This is a genomic window from Pseudoxanthomonas sp. SL93 (assembly GCF_026625825.1).
Taxonomy (GTDB): Bacteria; Pseudomonadota; Gammaproteobacteria; order Xanthomonadales; family Xanthomonadaceae; genus Pseudoxanthomonas_A.
Genome location: NZ_CP113065.1, coordinates 3,405,663 through 3,421,513, shown reverse-complemented (window position 1 = coordinate 3,421,513; position 15,851 = coordinate 3,405,663). Strand labels below are relative to the sequence as shown.

At 67.7% G+C, this 15,851-nt stretch carries 13 protein-coding genes; 4 read left to right on the top strand and 9 right to left on the bottom strand.

Translation table 11 applies throughout. The annotated features are described in order from the left end of the window. Positions 1–203: 203 nt before the first annotated feature. From OVA13_RS15975 to OVA13_RS15965, 3 genes are all read right to left on the bottom strand, one after another. Positions 204–2,381 (bottom strand): S9 family peptidase, encoded by a 2,178-nt coding sequence (locus OVA13_RS15975; protein WP_267791443.1) that lies wholly within the window; start codon positions 2,379–2,381, stop codon positions 204–206. A 62-nt stretch (positions 2,382–2,443) separates the two neighbouring features. Next, positions 2,444–4,549, bottom strand: coding sequence for a prolyl oligopeptidase family serine peptidase (locus tag OVA13_RS15970; protein ID WP_267791442.1), 2,106 nt, complete (start codon positions 4,547–4,549; stop codon positions 2,444–2,446). A gap of 76 nt (positions 4,550–4,625) precedes the next feature. Continuing rightward, the gene (locus OVA13_RS15965) at positions 4,626–4,949 is read right to left on the bottom strand and encodes a hypothetical protein (protein ID WP_267791441.1); all 324 of its coding nucleotides are present in this window, start codon (positions 4,947–4,949) and stop codon (positions 4,626–4,628) included. A gap of 133 nt (positions 4,950–5,082) precedes the next feature. Between OVA13_RS15965 and OVA13_RS15960 the strand changes: the two genes are divergently transcribed. Next, positions 5,083–5,667 (top strand): lipocalin family protein, encoded by a 585-nt coding sequence (locus OVA13_RS15960; RefSeq protein ID WP_267791440.1) that lies wholly within the window; start codon positions 5,083–5,085, stop codon positions 5,665–5,667. A gap of 171 nt (positions 5,668–5,838) precedes the next feature. Here OVA13_RS15960 and OVA13_RS15955 read toward each other — a convergent pair whose 3' ends face one another. Then, positions 5,839–6,810 carry a helix-turn-helix transcriptional regulator gene (locus OVA13_RS15955; RefSeq protein ID WP_267791439.1) on the bottom strand — a complete coding sequence of 324 codons (972 nt, stop codon included), beginning with the start codon at positions 6,808–6,810 and terminating at the stop codon, positions 5,839–5,841. A gap of 218 nt (positions 6,811–7,028) precedes the next feature. Between OVA13_RS15955 and OVA13_RS15950 the strand changes: the two genes are divergently transcribed. Beyond that, positions 7,029–7,658, top strand: coding sequence for a hypothetical protein (locus tag OVA13_RS15950; protein WP_267791438.1), 630 nt, complete (start codon positions 7,029–7,031; stop codon positions 7,656–7,658). Between the two features lie 303 nt (positions 7,659–7,961). Further along, positions 7,962–8,873, top strand: a complete 912-nt coding sequence (locus OVA13_RS15945; RefSeq protein ID WP_267791437.1) for a DUF481 domain-containing protein — start codon at positions 7,962–7,964, stop codon at positions 8,871–8,873. Between the two features lie 33 nt (positions 8,874–8,906). Here the strand turns inward: OVA13_RS15945 and hemC are convergent, their stop codons facing one another. The 4 genes from hemC to OVA13_RS15925 form a co-directional block, all read right to left on the bottom strand. Then, positions 8,907–9,815, bottom strand: a complete 909-nt coding sequence (hemC, locus tag OVA13_RS15940; RefSeq protein ID WP_267791436.1) for a hydroxymethylbilane synthase — start codon at positions 9,813–9,815, stop codon at positions 8,907–8,909. A 38-nt stretch (positions 9,816–9,853) separates the two neighbouring features. Beyond that, a complete protein-coding gene (locus OVA13_RS15935) occupies positions 9,854–10,585 on the bottom strand; it encodes a LytR/AlgR family response regulator transcription factor (RefSeq protein WP_267791435.1) in 732 nt (243 codons plus the stop codon). Positions 10,586–10,679: 94 nt separating this feature from the next. Further along, a complete protein-coding gene (locus tag OVA13_RS15930; RefSeq protein WP_267791434.1) occupies positions 10,680–11,366 on the bottom strand; it encodes an alpha/beta hydrolase in 687 nt (228 codons plus the stop codon). 36 nt (positions 11,367–11,402) lie between these two features. Then, positions 11,403–12,383 (bottom strand): energy transducer TonB, encoded by a 981-nt coding sequence (locus OVA13_RS15925; protein WP_267791433.1) that lies wholly within the window; start codon positions 12,381–12,383, stop codon positions 11,403–11,405. 329 nt (positions 12,384–12,712) lie between these two features. Between OVA13_RS15925 and OVA13_RS15920 the strand changes: the two genes are divergently transcribed. After that, a complete protein-coding gene (locus OVA13_RS15920; protein ID WP_267791432.1) occupies positions 12,713–14,914 on the top strand; it encodes a sensor domain-containing protein in 2,202 nt (733 codons plus the stop codon). 63 nt (positions 14,915–14,977) lie between these two features. Here OVA13_RS15920 and OVA13_RS15915 read toward each other — a convergent pair whose 3' ends face one another. Then, entirely contained in the window at positions 14,978–15,811 is an 834-nt protein-coding gene (locus OVA13_RS15915; RefSeq protein WP_267791431.1) for an NAD-dependent protein deacetylase, read from the bottom strand. Between the last annotated feature and the right edge of the window lie 40 nt (positions 15,812–15,851).

Genomic DNA, 15,851 nt, shown 5'->3' with positions numbered 1-15,851 from the left:
GCGATGGGATGGGCGGGGGGCTTCCACGCCGTCGTTTTACCCTAATCGTGGGAGCGACGTAAGTCGCGACGGGGCGACGAATCGTCGCATCCACGATGGTCGCGGGAGGAATCGCATGCGATGGTGATCCCGCTCATACGCACGCCAACATGAAAAGAGCCGGGTTTCCCCGGCTCCTTCCGATCCACGCTGCGTGCGGCGACTTACCTGGCGGCCGGCGCCACGCCCAGCTGGTCCAGCATGAAGGCGAACATCTCGGCCCGCTCGCGGTACTGGCGGAAGCGGCCGGACTTGCCGCCGTGACCGGCTTCCATGTTGGTACGGAACACCACCGGACCCTTGCCGGTGTTGAGGTCGCGCAACCGGGCGACGTATTTGGCCGGCTCCCAGTACTGCACCTGCGAATCCCACAGGCCCGTGCCGACGAACATCGACGGATAGGCCTTGGCCTGCAGGTTGTCGTAGGGGGAATACGTCAGCATGTAGTCGTAGTAGCCCTTTTCTTCCGGATTGCCCCACTCGTCGTATTCATTGGTGGTCAGCGGAATGCTGGGGTCCAGCATGGTGGTGACCACGTCGACGAAGGGCACCAGCGTCAGGATGACCTTGTACTTCTCCGGCGCCATGTTCGATACCGCACCCATCAGCAGGCCACCGGCGCTGCCGCCGAAGCCGGCCACGCGATCCGGTGCCGCGTAGCCTTCCTTCACCAGGTAGTCGGTGACATCGATGTAGTCGGTGAAGGTGTTGATCTTGTTGTACAGCTTGCCGTCGTCGTACCACTTGCGGCCCATCTCCTGGCCCCCGCGGATATGCGCGAGCGCATAGACCACGCCCCGGTCCAGCAGGCTGACGTTGGTGATGCTGAAGTTGGGATCCATCGAGGCGCCGTAGCTGCCGTAGGCGTACTGCAGCAGCGGTGCCTTGCCGTTGCGCTGCACCCCTTTCTTGTACACCAGCGTCACCGGGATCTTCGTGCGGCCATCACGCGCCGGCGCCCACACGCGCTCGGTGACGTACTGCGACGGGTCGTAACCGGGCACGGGCTGCTGCTTCAGCTGGCGACGCTCGCCGGTCTTCGTGTTGATTTCGTAGGTCGTGGCCGGCGTGGTCATGGAGGTATACGTGTAACGCAGCCAGTCGGTGCCGGTCTCGGGATTGGCGGCCAGACCCATGGAATACGCCGGCTCGTCGGCCTTCACGTACTCGCTGCTCCCATCGGCCTTCAGCACGCGCAGGCTTTCCAGCGCGTTGGCGCGCTCGGCCACCACGCTGAAGCCGTCGAACAGCTCGAAGCCTTCGACGAACACGTCGTCGCGGTGGGCGACCCAGTCCTTCCACTCCTTGCGGGAGGTGGCATTGCTGGGCGCAGTGACCAGCTTGAAGTTGGTCGCGCCGTCGGCATTGGTGCGGATGACCCAGCGGCCGCCCAGGTGGTCAGCCTGGTATTCCACGTCACGCTCGCGCGGCGCCAGCACGGTGAACACCCCCGGGCTGGCGGCCGGGCTGCAGCGCATTTCCGACGACACGGTGCTTTCCACCGTGATGCAGATGAAAGCATCGTCGCGGGAGCGGCCGATGCCCATGTAGAAGCTGTCGTCTTCCTCTTCGTAGACCAGCTTGTCCTGGCTGGACGGCGTCCCCAGCACGTGCGACTTCACGCGCTTGCTGAGCAGCGTTTCCGGATCCTTGTCCACGTAGAACAGGGTGCGGCCGTCATCGGACCAGACCAGGTTCGGCTCGGCGTTGGTGATCGTGTCCGCCAGCACTTCGCCGGTCTCGAGATTCTTGAAGCGGATCGTGTACTGGCGACGGCCGTTGGTGTCGTCGGCATAGGCCAGCAGACGGTTGTCCTGGCTGACCTCGTAATCGCCGACGTTGTAGTAATCCTTGCCCGCGCCCAGCGCGTTGACGTCCAGCAGCACCTGCTCGCCGGTGAAGTCGCCGGCCTCGTTGGCCTTCTGGATGGAGGTGGCATCGATGCCCGCGCCATCCTTGCGGCGCGCGTGCACCGGGTAATCCTTGCCGGCCACGAAACGCGAGTAGTACCACCAGCCGCGTTCGCGGTAGGGCACGCTGCTGTCGTCCTGCTTGATGCGCGCGACGACCTCGTTGTACAGCGCCTCCTCGACCGGCTTCAGCGGCGCCATCACCGTGTCGGTGTAGGCGTTCTCGGCGTTGAGGTAGGCCAGCATCTCCTTGTCCTCGCGCTTGTCGTCGCGCAGCCAGTAGTACTCATCGTTGCGCTCGGCGCCGTGCGGCGCCTTCACCACGTGCGGCTTCCTGGCCGCATCGGGCGGCGTGGCGGTGGCGGCAAGGGCGGAAACAGTGGGGGCGCTCATCAGGACGGTCGCGGCAAGAAAAAGGGAAGTCGGTCTCATGGATGGGGTCCGGTAACGCGGGATGCAATGGCGACGCCCCTCCGGAGAGGGGCGTCGGACGCTTACCTGGCGAGCTGCTGCCAGAGGAAGGTGTAGGCCAGCGCGCTCATGTGCGCGGCCTGGGCGTTGTTGGCCGCGCCACCGTGGCCCCCTTCGATGTTCTCGTAGTAGCGCACGTCCTTGCCGGCTTCCAGCATCCTGGCGGCCATCTTGCGGGCATGGCCGGGGTGGACGCGGTCATCACGGGTCGAAGTCATGAACAGGGTCGGCGGATAGTCCTGCTGCGCGTCGAACAGGTGGTACGGCGAGAAGGTCTTGATGAATTCCCAGTCGGCGGTGTCGGGATTGCCGTATTCCGCCATCCACGAGGCGCCGGCCAGCAGGTGGCTGTAGCGCTTCATGTCCAGCAGCGGCACCTGCACGACCACGGCGCCGAACAGCTCCGGGTACTGCGTCAGCATGTTGCCGGTGAGCAGGCCGCCGTTGCTTCCACCCTGGATGCCCAGGTGCTTCGGCGAGGTGATCTTGCGGGCCACCAGGTCCTGGGCGACCGCGGCGAAGTCCTCGTACGCCTTGTGGCGGTTGGCCTTCAGCGCGGCCTGGTGCCAGCGCGGACCGTACTCGCCACCGCCGCGGATGTTGGCCACCGCGTAGACACCGCCCTTCTCCAGCCAGCCCTTGCCGACGCCGCCGGAATAGCCGGGGGTCAGCGAGATCTCGAAGCCGCCGTAGCCGTAAAGCAGCGTCGGGGTGCTGCCGTCGTACTTCAGGCCTTCCGGGCGCACGAGGAAGTACGGCACCTTGGTGCCGTCCTTCGACGTGGCGAAGTGCTGTTCGATGACCTTGCCTTCCGCATTGAAGAAGGCCGGCATCGCCTTGAGCTGTTCCGGCTGCTTGCCGATCTCGGCCAGCGACAGCGTGGTCGGGGTCAGGTAGTCGGTGACGGTCAGCCAGACCGCATCGCTTTCGTCGCTGTCCACCGCGCCGATGCCGATGGTGCCGAACGAAGGCGCGCCGGTGAAAGCGCTGGTCTTCCAGCCGCCTGCCGACGGGGTCAGCACGCTCAGCTTGTTCTTGACGTCTTCCAGCACGTTCAGGACCAGGTGGTTCCTGGTCCAGCTGAAACCCGCCAGCGAGGTTTTCTCGGTCGGCGCGAACAGCACGTCGAACTTCCGCTCACCGGCCATGTAGGCATCGAAGTTCGCCGCCAGCAGCGAGCCGGCCGGGTAGGTCTTCCCGCCCACGGTCCACGGCTCGCGCAACTCCAGCGTCAGCCATTCCTTGTGCACGCCCTTGTTGGCGGAATTGGGGGCATCGATCTTGGTGAGCGTGCCGTCGGCGGCGCGCAGGTACAGCTCGTCGTTGTAGAAGGCCAGCGTGCGGCTGACGAAGTCGCGCGGATAGCCCGGCTCGTCGTCGTGGTAGGCAGCGATGTACATGTCGTCCGGCTTGCCTTCGTACACCACCCTGGCCTCGGCCAGCGGGGTGCCGCGCTTCCATTCCTTGACGATGCGCGGATAGCCGGAGCTGGTCATGCTGCCGGCGCCGAAGTCGCTGTACACGTAGACGGTGTCGGCGTCCTTCCAGCCCAGCCCGCCCTTGGCTTCCGGACGATAGAAGCCGTCGGCCAGGAACTTCTTGTTGACCAGGTCGAACTCGCGGGTCTCGTCGGCATCGGCGCCGCCGCGCGACAGCGCGATCAGGCAGCGGGTGTAGTCGGGCTTGCGGCAATCGGCGCCGTGCCAGACCCAGTTCTTGCCTTCGGCCTTGTTCAGCGCGTCCAGGTCGAGGACCGTTTCCCACTGCGGCTGCGCCTTGCGGTACTCGGCCAGCGTGGTGCGGCGCCACAGGCCGCGTTCGTGCTGCTTGTCCTTCCAGAAGTTGTAGTAGTAGTCGCCGATCTTCTGCACGCCGGGGATCTTGGCGTCCGAATCGAGGATGGCGCGGATGTCCGACTCCAGCTGCTTGAACGCCGGCGTGGAGGCGATCTCGGCCTCGGATTTCGCATTCAGGGACTTCACCCAGTCCAGTGGCTTCTGGCCTTCCACCTCTTCCAGCCATGCGTACGGGTCATGCGCCACGTCGTTCTCCTTGGCGTGGGCGGGGGCTGACACGGCGCCGGCAACGGCGAGGCCTGCCGCCAGGCAGGCATGGGCGAGTTTGGACATCGAATACGGCTCCGGGGATGCAATTCATCAGCCTGCAAACCTAGCACAAGGCCCGGAGGGCACCCCCTGCCGAAGGTCAGGCCGCCCGTGCCAGGGCGATGCGCGCCGGCCGGGCCCGGCGGCGCGCCTGCGCCTGGCCGCGGCGGCGACGGCCGGACACGCCGCCTGCCCGCGCCGGCCAGGCCGGCAGGCGGAAGCGATGCAGCGCCCACCACGCCACCGCGGGCATGCCCACCAGCCACAACGGCATCCAGCCCAGCCACGCGGTACTGGCCCGCGCGACGGGCAACAGCAGCACCAGCGCCAGGCCGGCCAGCAGCAGGCTGCGCAGTGCGTGGTCGAGCTGCGGCGCAGGTGCGTGCCGCGCGGGGGACGAGACATGAACGCTGGGGATCGACATGGGGCGGGCTCCGTTGTGGTTGCCCGTCACACTGGCGCACCCCCATCTCACCGATTGCGACATCCCCGGTTAACATCCCGCTCGCACACTCACCAGTAGCCTGTCGCCGATGCCAAGGGAGAAGGAACCCCGCATGTCCATGCCACGCCCTGTTCGAACATTCTTCCGTGTGGTGATCGCGGGCGTGGCGCTGCTGGTGCTGGCCGCCTGCGCCAGCCAGCCCACCGTTGCCACGCGCAACGCGGTGGACCTGCCCCGCTTCATGGGTACCTGGCACGTGATCGCCCACATCCCGTATTTCGCCGAACGCGGGCACGTCGCCAGCCGCGAGGAATACACCCTGCGCGACAGCGACAAGATCGCCGTGCGCTACGTGTACCAGGAAGGGTTCAACGAGCCGGTGCAGGAACTGGAGTCGCGGGGCTCGGTGAAGGCGGGTACCGGCAACCGCGAGTGGACGCTGCGCTTCTACGCCGTGATCCCCGCCAAGCTGCGGATCCTGGAAGTGGCACCCGACTACTCGTGGGCGCTGATCGACTATCCCGGTCGCGACATGGGCTGGATCTTCGGCCGCGAACCCGTGATGGACGACGCCCTGTATGCGGAACTGGTCAAGAAGATGCGCGACCACGGCGTCAACGCGCGCCAACTGGTCCGCGTGCCGCAGGTGCCGGAACAGGTGGGCAAGGAAGGATTCGCACCGCCGAAAGTGCCGTGAGTGATCCGCGGGCTGGACGCTGGGTGGAGCGACGCAAGTCGCGACAGCATTCGCAGGTCGCTTCTGCCGTGCCGTCACGCCATTCGCGATGCTGCGTCGCAGTTGTTCAAACGGCCAGGCGAACCTTTCCGCCTGCGGTCGCGACTCACGTCGCTCCCACCGGGCAGGTCGCTAGTTCTTGTCGTAGTTCGACAGCGCCAGTTCCAGCAGCGACTTGGCCTGCTCCCGCAGCACGGCCGGCTCGATGATCTCGGCGTCGGCGCCGTAGTGCAGGATGTCCATCAGCAGTTCGCGCGAGACGCTGTAGGGAATCTTCAGCTCGTAACGGCCATCCGGCAGATGGCGGCCCTGCTGCTTGGAATGCCACTGCTCGTCGGCCACCCAGCGCGCGGCCTTGGCGCTGAACAGGATGGTCGCCCAACCCTTCGGCTCCCCCGAGAAGATGCCGTAGCTGGACGCCAGGTGCTGGTTGAGTTCTTCGTTGGGCAGGTCGCGCGCAGGCTCCTCGCCCAGCCGTGCGCCGCCGATGCGGTCCACCGCGAAGCTGCGCAGCCCATTGCGCTCGTGGTCCCACGCATCCAGGTACCAGTTATCGCGGTAGTGGGTGATGCGCTGCGGCGACACCGTGCGGCGCGTGCGCTCGTCGGTGGAGCGCGCGCGGTATTCGAACTGCAGTTGCTTGCGCTCCAGCACCGCCGAGGCGACGGTGCGGAAGCTCGCCTCATCCAGCTTGCGGCCGCGGTGCGGAATGACGCGAACGCGGTCAACCGGCCAGTGGTCGACGCCGGCATGATCGGCCAGCAGGCCTTCGATGCGCTTCTGCAGCGGCGCCAGCGCACCCGACAGCACGCCCCCACCCGTGCGCACCAGCAGCTGCTGGGCGGCGAGCAAGGCATACAGTTCTTCCGAACTCAGCCACAGGCCGGGCAGTTCGAAGCGGTCGCTCTCCGCCGCGTGATAGCGGAAGCCGGCTTCGCCGTCGCCTTCGATCGGCGCCATCAGGGCATCGCGCAGGTAGGCAAGATCGCGATAGACCGTGGCGCGCGAGCAGCCCAGTTCTTCCTGCAGGCGCTTCACCGTCACCGGGTAGCGCGCCGCCTTCAGGATGCGGTGCAGGGCAGTGATGCGTTCGATCTTGTCCATGGGGGCTGCGGCAACGGCGGGGCGTGGCCGGATTATCGCCGAGTGCTGGCCGTTTTCACCGCCCGTCCTGCGTTGGACAAGGAAACAAGCCCTGCCGTACGCCGGTGGCTTGGGCCCGTGCGGTGCCAGGTGCCGCGGCGTGTCTCGCCGCTGCAGCACCCCCAACGCACGGACCCAAGCCGTCGGCGTGCCGCGTTCCTTCCCCCGGGAACCCCACGATGAAGCGTCGCCTTCCTGCGTTTTCCGTTGCCGCGCTGTGCCTGCTGGCCGCCTGCCAGCCCGAGGCGCCACCCGCACCGGCCACTCCCGCGCCCACCGCCACGTCTCCCGCACCCACCGCGGATGCCGTGCAGGAGGTGAAGGCATCGATGAACCGTTTCCTGTCCGCGCGCAGCTTCCATGCCCGCATGGCAGTGGAAGGCAGCAGGCCGATGACCAGCGAGATGGATTACGTGGCGCCCGACCGCTACCGCATCCTGTTGCCGGTGGGCACCCAGACGGTCATCGGCGACACCTTGTACATGCAGGTGCAGGGGCGCGTGACCCAGGTGCCCCTGCCGAAGGAAACGCTCGCCCCCTGGCGCGACCCTTTGAAGCTCCAGCAATCGCAGGCGGGCCTGTCGGCCGAACGCATCGGTACCGATACGATCGATGGCCAGGCCGCCACGCGGTACCGCGTGCGGCACGCCCTGCCGGAATCCGTCGTCTTCGACTACTGGATCGGCACCGACGGACTGCCGCTTCAGCTGCGCCACGCCGGCACTGGTGACGACGGTCAGCCCTACACCGTGCTGCAGACCTACTCGCGCTACAACGACCCGACCATCACCATCGATGTTCCGCGCTGAGCGGATGCCGTTCGATCCGTGGGCGAGTTGATCCTTCCGATGGCATGCGGTGTCACCGCATGAGGCAGGGACGGCGGGCAGACGCGTTGCCATGGTCGTGGAATGACGGCCGGTGGCCGCTGGATGGGAATGGCCTTGGACAGGAAGCGCTGCCGACGTGACCGCCCTGCTTGAATGCCGGCGCTTCCATGGCAGAATCCATGTCGCAAACCTGAATACAAACAACCACTTGGGTTGTAGCTGTCACATGGGCCATCTACCATGTAACCGGTTACATCCTGATTCGTCGTTTCGAGGCCCCCCATGCCCCGCCCCCTTATGCCGTCCCTGCTCGCTGTTGCCCTGATCGCTGCGGTGCCCGCTGCGCAGGCCATGAATGCCCTGCCCCGCAATGACAAGCTCGACGTGCCGCTGGCCAAGCCTGCGGCCGCGAAGGCCTTGAGCAAGGAGGAGGGAGCGGCGGCCCCCGTCGCCTCCATCGCCGTCCGCCCGCCCCCGCCGCCGCCGCCACCGGTGGTCCCGCCCCCGCCGAAGCTGACGGGGGGTGGCGAAGTCGGCTTCGCTTCCTCGCATGGCAACAGCAATACCGAGAGCTTCAACGGCCGGCTGGACCTGACCTACGCCGAAGGCGGCGCGTGGCGGCACAGCGCCAACCTGTTCGGTCTGCGCTCGCGTTCGGAGTACAGCGAGACGCGGGAAGACGGCAGCGTCGTGCGCGATCGCCGCACCACCGCCAACCGCTACACGATCAATGCCAACAGCGCCTACCTGATGGACGAACGCGGCACCATCAACACCGCGCTCCGCCATGAGGAGGACGACTTCGGCACCTACAGCCGCCAGCAGTCGGTCAGCGTCAGCTACGGCAACCGGGTGATCGAGAGCGAACGCGCGCACCTGGACCTGCAGGTGGGGCCGGGCTACCGCCGCGCGCACGACACGCTGGACAACCGCACCGAGGCCAGCCTGATCGGTCGCGGCCTGATCGACCTGCGCTATTCGCTCAGCGAGAACACCGACATCGTCAACAAGCTGCTGATCGAATCCGGCGAATACAACACCTTCGCCCAGAACGACCTGGGCGTCTCGGTCACGATGAATTCGCACCTGGCGCTGAAGGCCGGCTGGCAGGCACGCCACAACAGCGACGTGGCGCCCGACATCAAGAAGACTGACACCCTGACCACGATGAACGTGGTCTACCGGTTCAAGTAAGCGGCCGCGGGCCGGCGCACACGGTGCGCCGCCTCAGGCGAGGAATTCGCCCGCGCCCTGCTCCAGCAGCTGCTTGGCCACGGCGCGGCCGAGCGATTCCGGATCGGCTGCCGGCCCGTCGCTTTCAGCGCGGATCGCCAGTCCTTCGGCCGCCGAACCCACCAGGCCAGACAACGACAACATGCTCCCGTGCAGGCGCGCGAAAGCCGCCACGGGCACATGGCAGCTGCCATGCAGCGCGCGGTTCATCGCGCGCTCGGCCTCCACGCACCGGCGCGTGTCGGCATGGTCCAGCACGGCGAAGAGTGCGTGCGTGGCCGGGTCTTCCGCACGGCATTCCACCGCGATGGCACCCTGTGCCGGCGCGGGCAGCCAGTGCGGCGCGTCCAGCCTGGCCCTGATGCGCGCATCGAACCCCAAGCGCTGCAGGCCGGCGCAGGCCAGCACGATGGCGTCGTAGTCGCCCGCGTCCAGCTTGGCCAGGCGCGTGTTGACGTTGCCGCGCAGGTCCAGCAGTTCCAGATCGGGACGCAGCGCTTGCAATTGCGCCTGCCGCCGCAGCGACGAGGTGCCGACGCGCGCGCCCTGCGGCAGCGCGGCGATGTCGTCGTAATGGTTGGACACGAAGGCGTCCGCGGGGTCCGCGCGCTCCAGGATGGCGGCCAGTGCGAACGGGCCCTCAAGCTCCATCGGCACATCCTTCAGCGAATGCACCGCGCAGTCCGCTTCGCCGCGCAGCATCGCCAGTTCCAGTTCCTTGAGGAACAGGCCCTTGCCGCCGATGGCCGCCAGCGAGCGGTCCAGCACTTCGTCGCCGCGGGTACTCATCGGCACCAGTTCGACCGACAGCGCCGGGTGTGCCGCGCGCAGCAGGTCGGCGACGTGTTCGCTCTGCCACAGGGCAAGCGGGCTTTTGCGGGTGGCGATGCGCAGCGTGGTCATGCGGGCATTATCCCGCATGGCGGCCGCGGGCGGCAGCGTCAGAGCATCTTCACCGTTTCGCGCAGGCCGGCCACGCAACGGCGGCTGACCTCCAGGGGTGCCTTGCCATGCCGCAGGATCGCCTGCACGTGGCCGTCGCCGACGCGCTTGATCTCCACCAGTTCATGGCGCGCGACCAGGCAGTTGCGGTGGATGCGCACGAAGCGGCCGTTGAACTCTTCTTCCAGCGACTTCAGCGACTCTTCGATGAGGTCCTCGCCGCGCGCGTGGTGCACCACCACGTACTTTTCTTCCGCCTGCAGGTAATGCACCTCGTCGACCGGGATCAGCCGCAGGCTGCCGCGCAGGCGGGCACACAGGTGCGTGCGCGGCTGCGAACTGGGCGAGGCCGGGGCCTGGCTCTCGCGGCCGGCGATGAAGGTGCGCGCACGCTCCAGCGCGGCGGCCAGGCGCTCGGCGCGGATCGGCTTCATCAGGTAGTCGATGGCCGCGGCTTCGAAGGCCGACAGCGCATGCGCGTCGTACGCCGTGCAGAACACCACCGCCGGGCGCGGATCGAACGCCGCCAGGTGACGCGCGGCTTCCAGCCCGTCCACGCCTGGCATGGCGATGTCCAGCAGCACCATGTCAGGGCGGTGTTCGGCGCAGGCCTGCAGCGCATCCAGGCCGTTCTCGGCCTCCGCCACCAGTTCGACGCCGTCGTGCTCGGCAAGCAGCGCGCGCAGGCGTTCGCGGGCCAGGGGTTCGTCGTCGGCAATGACCACTTTCACGGCAGTTCGTCCTCGTTGAACGTTGGCGTGATCCCCCGGGCGCATGGTAACCACGGCCACGGCCGTGCGTCACCTGCCGGGGAGTCCTGGTGGATTACAACGCAAAACGCCGCTGCATCCAGTCACCCAGGTCACGGATTTCCTCCGCGCAGACCTGGTGGGCCATCGGATACCGCTGCCATTGCGTATCGAAACCGAGCCCTTTGAGCGCCTGCGCGCTCTGTTCGGCATACATCAGCGGGATCACGGGATCACCCGTGCCGTGGGCCATGAAGACCGGCTGCGTGTTGGCGCCCTGTGCCAGGTGTGCGGCGGCACTGCCCGCAGCGGGCAGGTAGGTGGACAACGCGATCAGGCCCGCCAGCGGCACCTGCCTGCGCAGGCCGGCCGCCAGCGTGATGGCGCCACCCTGCGAGAAGCCCGCCAGCAGCAGGCGTTCGGGGGCGATGCCGCGCGCCTGTTCGCGCGCGATCAACGCCTCCACCTGCACGATGGATTCCTCGATGCCGGCACTGTCGGCGCGGGTCGGGAAATCCATGCCCACGATGTCGTACCAGGCGCGCATGCGCACGCCATTGTTGATGGTCACCGCGCGCACGGGTGCGTGCGGGAACACGAAGCGCAGCGCGGGCCAGCCGGGGCGTACCAGTTCCGGCACCAGCGGGGCGAAATCGTGTCCGTCCGCGCCCAGGCCATGCAGCCACAACACCGACCATTGCGGTGAGGGGCCGGTTTCCTGTTCGACCGTGTCCAGCAGGGAAGCAGCAGTGATGTCGTTCATGCCGCCATTCTCGCCGCATCCGGCGGCGGACACCAATCAGCCGCCGCCGGCTTCACCGGCGGGCAGGCGGAACAGCACGGTGCGGCGGAGCGCATGCACCTGTCCGGTGGCTTCAAAGCGCCAGCGCTGCGCCACCGCCACGGCGGAGGCATCGAACACGCCGGGCGGTGTGGAAGACACCAGCTGCACGTTGCGCACACTGCCGTCGGGCTGGATGGTGAAGGCCACTTCGGCCTGGCCTTCCATGCCGGCGCGCAGGGCCGGCAACGGATAGCGCGGCGGCACATCCTGCAGCAGGCGCGGCGTACGCGTCGCCACGGCGCGGGGCGTCACGGCGGGCGCGGCACTGGCGCCGACGTCTGGCGCACGCGCCGGCGATGCGGGCGCCGCTGTTGCGGGTACGGCATCCACGCTGGCTGCCTCGCGCGGCGCGGCCGACAGCGGGGCGCTCTGCGCAGGTGAGGTGGTCACGGCGGTAGTGGCGCTGACGGGAGCGGGTACAGGTGCAAGCCCCGCTGCGGGAAGCGTTGGCGATGGCGCATCCGCCGTGGCTTCGCGCTGCGCCTTCTCCATCTGCTCAAGCTGCAGGCCGGCCAGCGCCGCTTTCAAGCGTGGCAAGGCAGGGGCATGCGTGTCGATGCGCGCGACCAGCGACAGCAGGCGGGCGGCCTCGGGGGCATCCCCGCGCCCCAATGCCTGCTCCACCGCGATCAGCAGATAGGGCTGCAGTTCCAGCAGGGCGGCCTGCGCGCGGCCATCAGCCGCCTCTTCCTGGCGGGCGGCCAGGTAGTACTCCACCGCATTGCGCCCCGCCGGCGACACCATGCGATGGTCGGCCAATGCCTGCGCGGCGCGCTCGTGCAGGGATCCCGCGTCATCGTCGCCCACCGGTTCGGGCAGCGAATCCGCGTCGACCGCAGGCGATGCCGTTATGCCGGGCTGCGGTGCCTGCTCCCCGCAGGCAACCAGCAGCATGGAGATGGCCAACACGATGGCCACCTGCGTCGTTCGCTTCATCTTGTCTACAGCCCCCTGAAGTGCGGGCCGCAGCTTACGGAGACGGGATGACGGTGATGCGTCAGCGGTGTTGCGCAGGTTTGCAGCCCTGGATTGCCCGGACAAGGCCACCGGACAGCGTGACGCGCATCACGCTTCAAGCGTGCGCCTGCCCTGTAATCGCTTGCATGCGCGCAGCGGCGCCGATGCGCCGGCAGTTCGGGTAAAGTGCTTCGATTGGGGGCCGATACGGCAACGTATCGCTACATGTATCAGGGGATTTCCGCGGTGGCGCGAGCTGCGGCGGTTTCTTTCTATCTGTCCGGACCGATCCTGGGGAAGTCGTAACCGTGAGGCCAACCGCAGCTGTCATCGAGCCGCTCGTTCCGACGTCCGTGCAGGACGCGCTGATGGTCGTCGACCACAGCGACAACGCCGTGGTCGTCTGCGACGACGCCGCCCGCATCACTTACGTCAACCAGGGTTTCGTGCGGATGCTGGGCTATACGCCCGACGAAGTCATCGGCCGCCGGCCCAGCGATTTCCTGGTGGGCCCGCACACCGATCCGGACACGCTGGAATGGGTGCGCGGACAACTGCACTCGCAGCAGGGATACCGCACCGAGCTGCTGGCCTATGCGAAGAGCGGCGTGCCGCTGTGGATCTCGGCGGTGGTCAATCCGGTCTACGACGCCGAACGCAAGGTGCGCAACATCCTCGGCATCTACACCGACATCACCCACAGCAAGCTGCACGAAGAGCTGCACCGCAAGGTACTGGGCGCGATCGTCCGCGAACAGCCGATCGGCGAGGTGCTGACGCAGGTCTGCCGCGAAGTGGAAAAGATCATGCCGGAGGCCGTGGCCACGGTGATCGGGCTGGACGACTACGGGCGCCTGCATCCGCTCGCCGCCCCCAGCCTGCCGGACGAGATCGCCGCGGTGATCGAAGGCGAGATGGCGGGCCCGATGGTCGGTGCCTGCGGAAGCGCCGCGTGGAGCGGGCAGCCGGTGCTGAGCACGGACATCGAACGCGATCCGCGCTGGCAGGCCTACAAGGCGCCGTTCCTGAAACTCGGCATCCGCGCGTGCTGGTCAAGCCCCATCAAGGCGCACGACGGCCGCGTGCTCGGTACGTTCGCGCTGTACTACTGGGAAAACCGCGCACCGGACGATTTCCACCAGCGCGTGGCCGACGTCTGCCTGCACCTGTGCGCCCTGGCACTGGAGCGCGAGCGCACGCGCGCCCACATGCACAAGCTGTCGTTCTACGACACGCTGACCGGCTTGCCCAACCGCATGCTCTTCAACAACAAGGCCGAGCAGATGCTGCTGACGGCCGCGCGGCACGACGCGACGGCCGCAGTGCTGTTCATCGACATCGACCGCTTCAAGATCGTCAACGACACGCAGGGACACGCCGCCGGCGACGCGCTGCTGCGCGAACTGGCCAGGCGCCTGGGCGCTGAGCTCGGCGACGGCGACGTGGTGGCGCGCCTGGCCGGCGACGAGTTCATCATCGCCCTGCCCGAATGCAGCGCCGAAGAGGCCGCCAACCTGGCCGACCGCCTGCTGGCGCGACTCTCGCAACCCGTCAACGCCGGCCGCATGATGATGACGCCCCAGGCCAGCGTGGGCGTGGCGATGTTCCCCGGCGATGGCTGGGACGTGGATTCGCTGGTGCGCCATGCCGACATCGCCATGTACCGCGCCAAATCGGAAGGCGGCAGTCGCATCGTGTTCTACAGCCTGGAAATGAACCAGGCCATGCAGGAACGGTTGGCGCTGGAATCCGCACTTCGCGACGCCGTGCGCAGTGGTCAGCTGCGGCTGCACTACCAGCCGCAGGTGGAGATGGGCCCGGACACCAGGCTGCATGGCGTGGAAGCGCTGCTGCGCTGGCGCCACCCGGAAATCGGCGAGATCTCGCCGAGCACCTTCGTGCCGATGGCCGAAGAATGCGGACTGATCGATGAGCTGGGCCGCTGGACGCTGGAGGAAGCCTGCACGCAGATGGCCGACTGGCGGCGACGCGGCGTGGCCGTGCCGCGCGTGTCGGTGAACCTCTCCGCGATCAACTTCGAACAGCAGGACCTGCCCGCCTTCATCGGCAACGTGCTGGGCAAGTCGGGCCTGACGCCGGCGGAACTGATGATCGAGGTCACCGAGAGCGTGATGCTGGCGGAGAAGCCCGAGGTGCTCGGCAATATCGATGCCCTGCACCGGATGGGCGTGCCGCTGTCCATCGACGACTTCGGCACCGGCTATTCCAGCCTCAGCCACCTGCACCGCCTGCCGGTCAGCGAGGTCAAGCTGGACATGAGTTTCGTGCGCGACCTGGAGCACAGTGCGGCGGCACGTTCGCTGACCACGTCGGTGCTGCGCATCGGCGAAAGCCTGTCGCTGAAGGTGGTGGCCGAAGGCGTCGAGAACGAAGCCCAGCGCGCGGTACTGGCGTCGCTTAACTGCGCGGTGCTGCAGGGCTACTTCGTCTCGCGTCCGCTCTCGCCGCATTCGCTCGAGCGCTGGATCAGTCTCAACAGCACCGAATGACGTGCACGGCAGGCGTGTATGCCTGCCGCTGCCCGTCGCGCCCACCCGCCAACGGGTCGGGCGTCATCGCGCGGGTGCGCTGGCCGCCGCCTCCAGCAGGAACGACAACGCCGGCCCGCACGGCGCGGCGACCCGGAAGCGGAGCAGGTCATCCCCGCGTGTGCGCCCCAGGTTGACCGCCCCCACCGGGATGCCTTCCCGCACCGCCGCGTGCACGAAGCGGAACCCCGACCAGACCATCAGCGAGGACCCGACCACCAGCATCGCGTCGGCCTGCTGCAGGTGGTCCATCGCGGTTCTCACCCGTTCCTGCGGCACGTTCTCACCGAAGAACACCACGTCCGGCTTCAGCACGCCGCCACAGGCCTCGCATTCGGGAACATCGAAGGCATCGAAGTCGCGGCCCTCCAGGTCGGCGTCGCCATCCGGTGCGGTGTCCGCGACGAGAGCGGCCCAGGCCGGATTGCGCTCCACCAGCCGCCGCTGCAGGTCGGCGCGCGGCGTGCGCTGTTCGCAGGCCATGCAACGCACCATGTCCAGCCGGCCGTGCAGATCCACGACCGCATGGCTGCCGGCAGCCTGGTGCAGGCCATCGACGTTCTGCGTCAGCAGCAGCTCGCACTGGCCCCGCTCTTCCAGCTGCGCGAGGGCGCGGTGCGCGACGTTGGGCCGCGCCGACGCGATGCGTGGCCAGCCGACCAGGCTGCGCGCCCAGTAGCGCCGGCGGGTGGCGGCCTCGCCCATGAAAGCCTGGTAGGTCACCGGTTGCGCGCGCTTCCAGCCGCCTTCGGCGTCGCGGTAATCCGGGATGCCGGAATCGGTGCTGCAGCCCGCGCCGGTCAGCACGAAGATGCGCCGGTGGGTGGTGATGAAACTTTCCAGTCGCTCGTCGATCATCCATCAAGCATAGTCCAGCGGCATGCCGGCGCGGACAGCG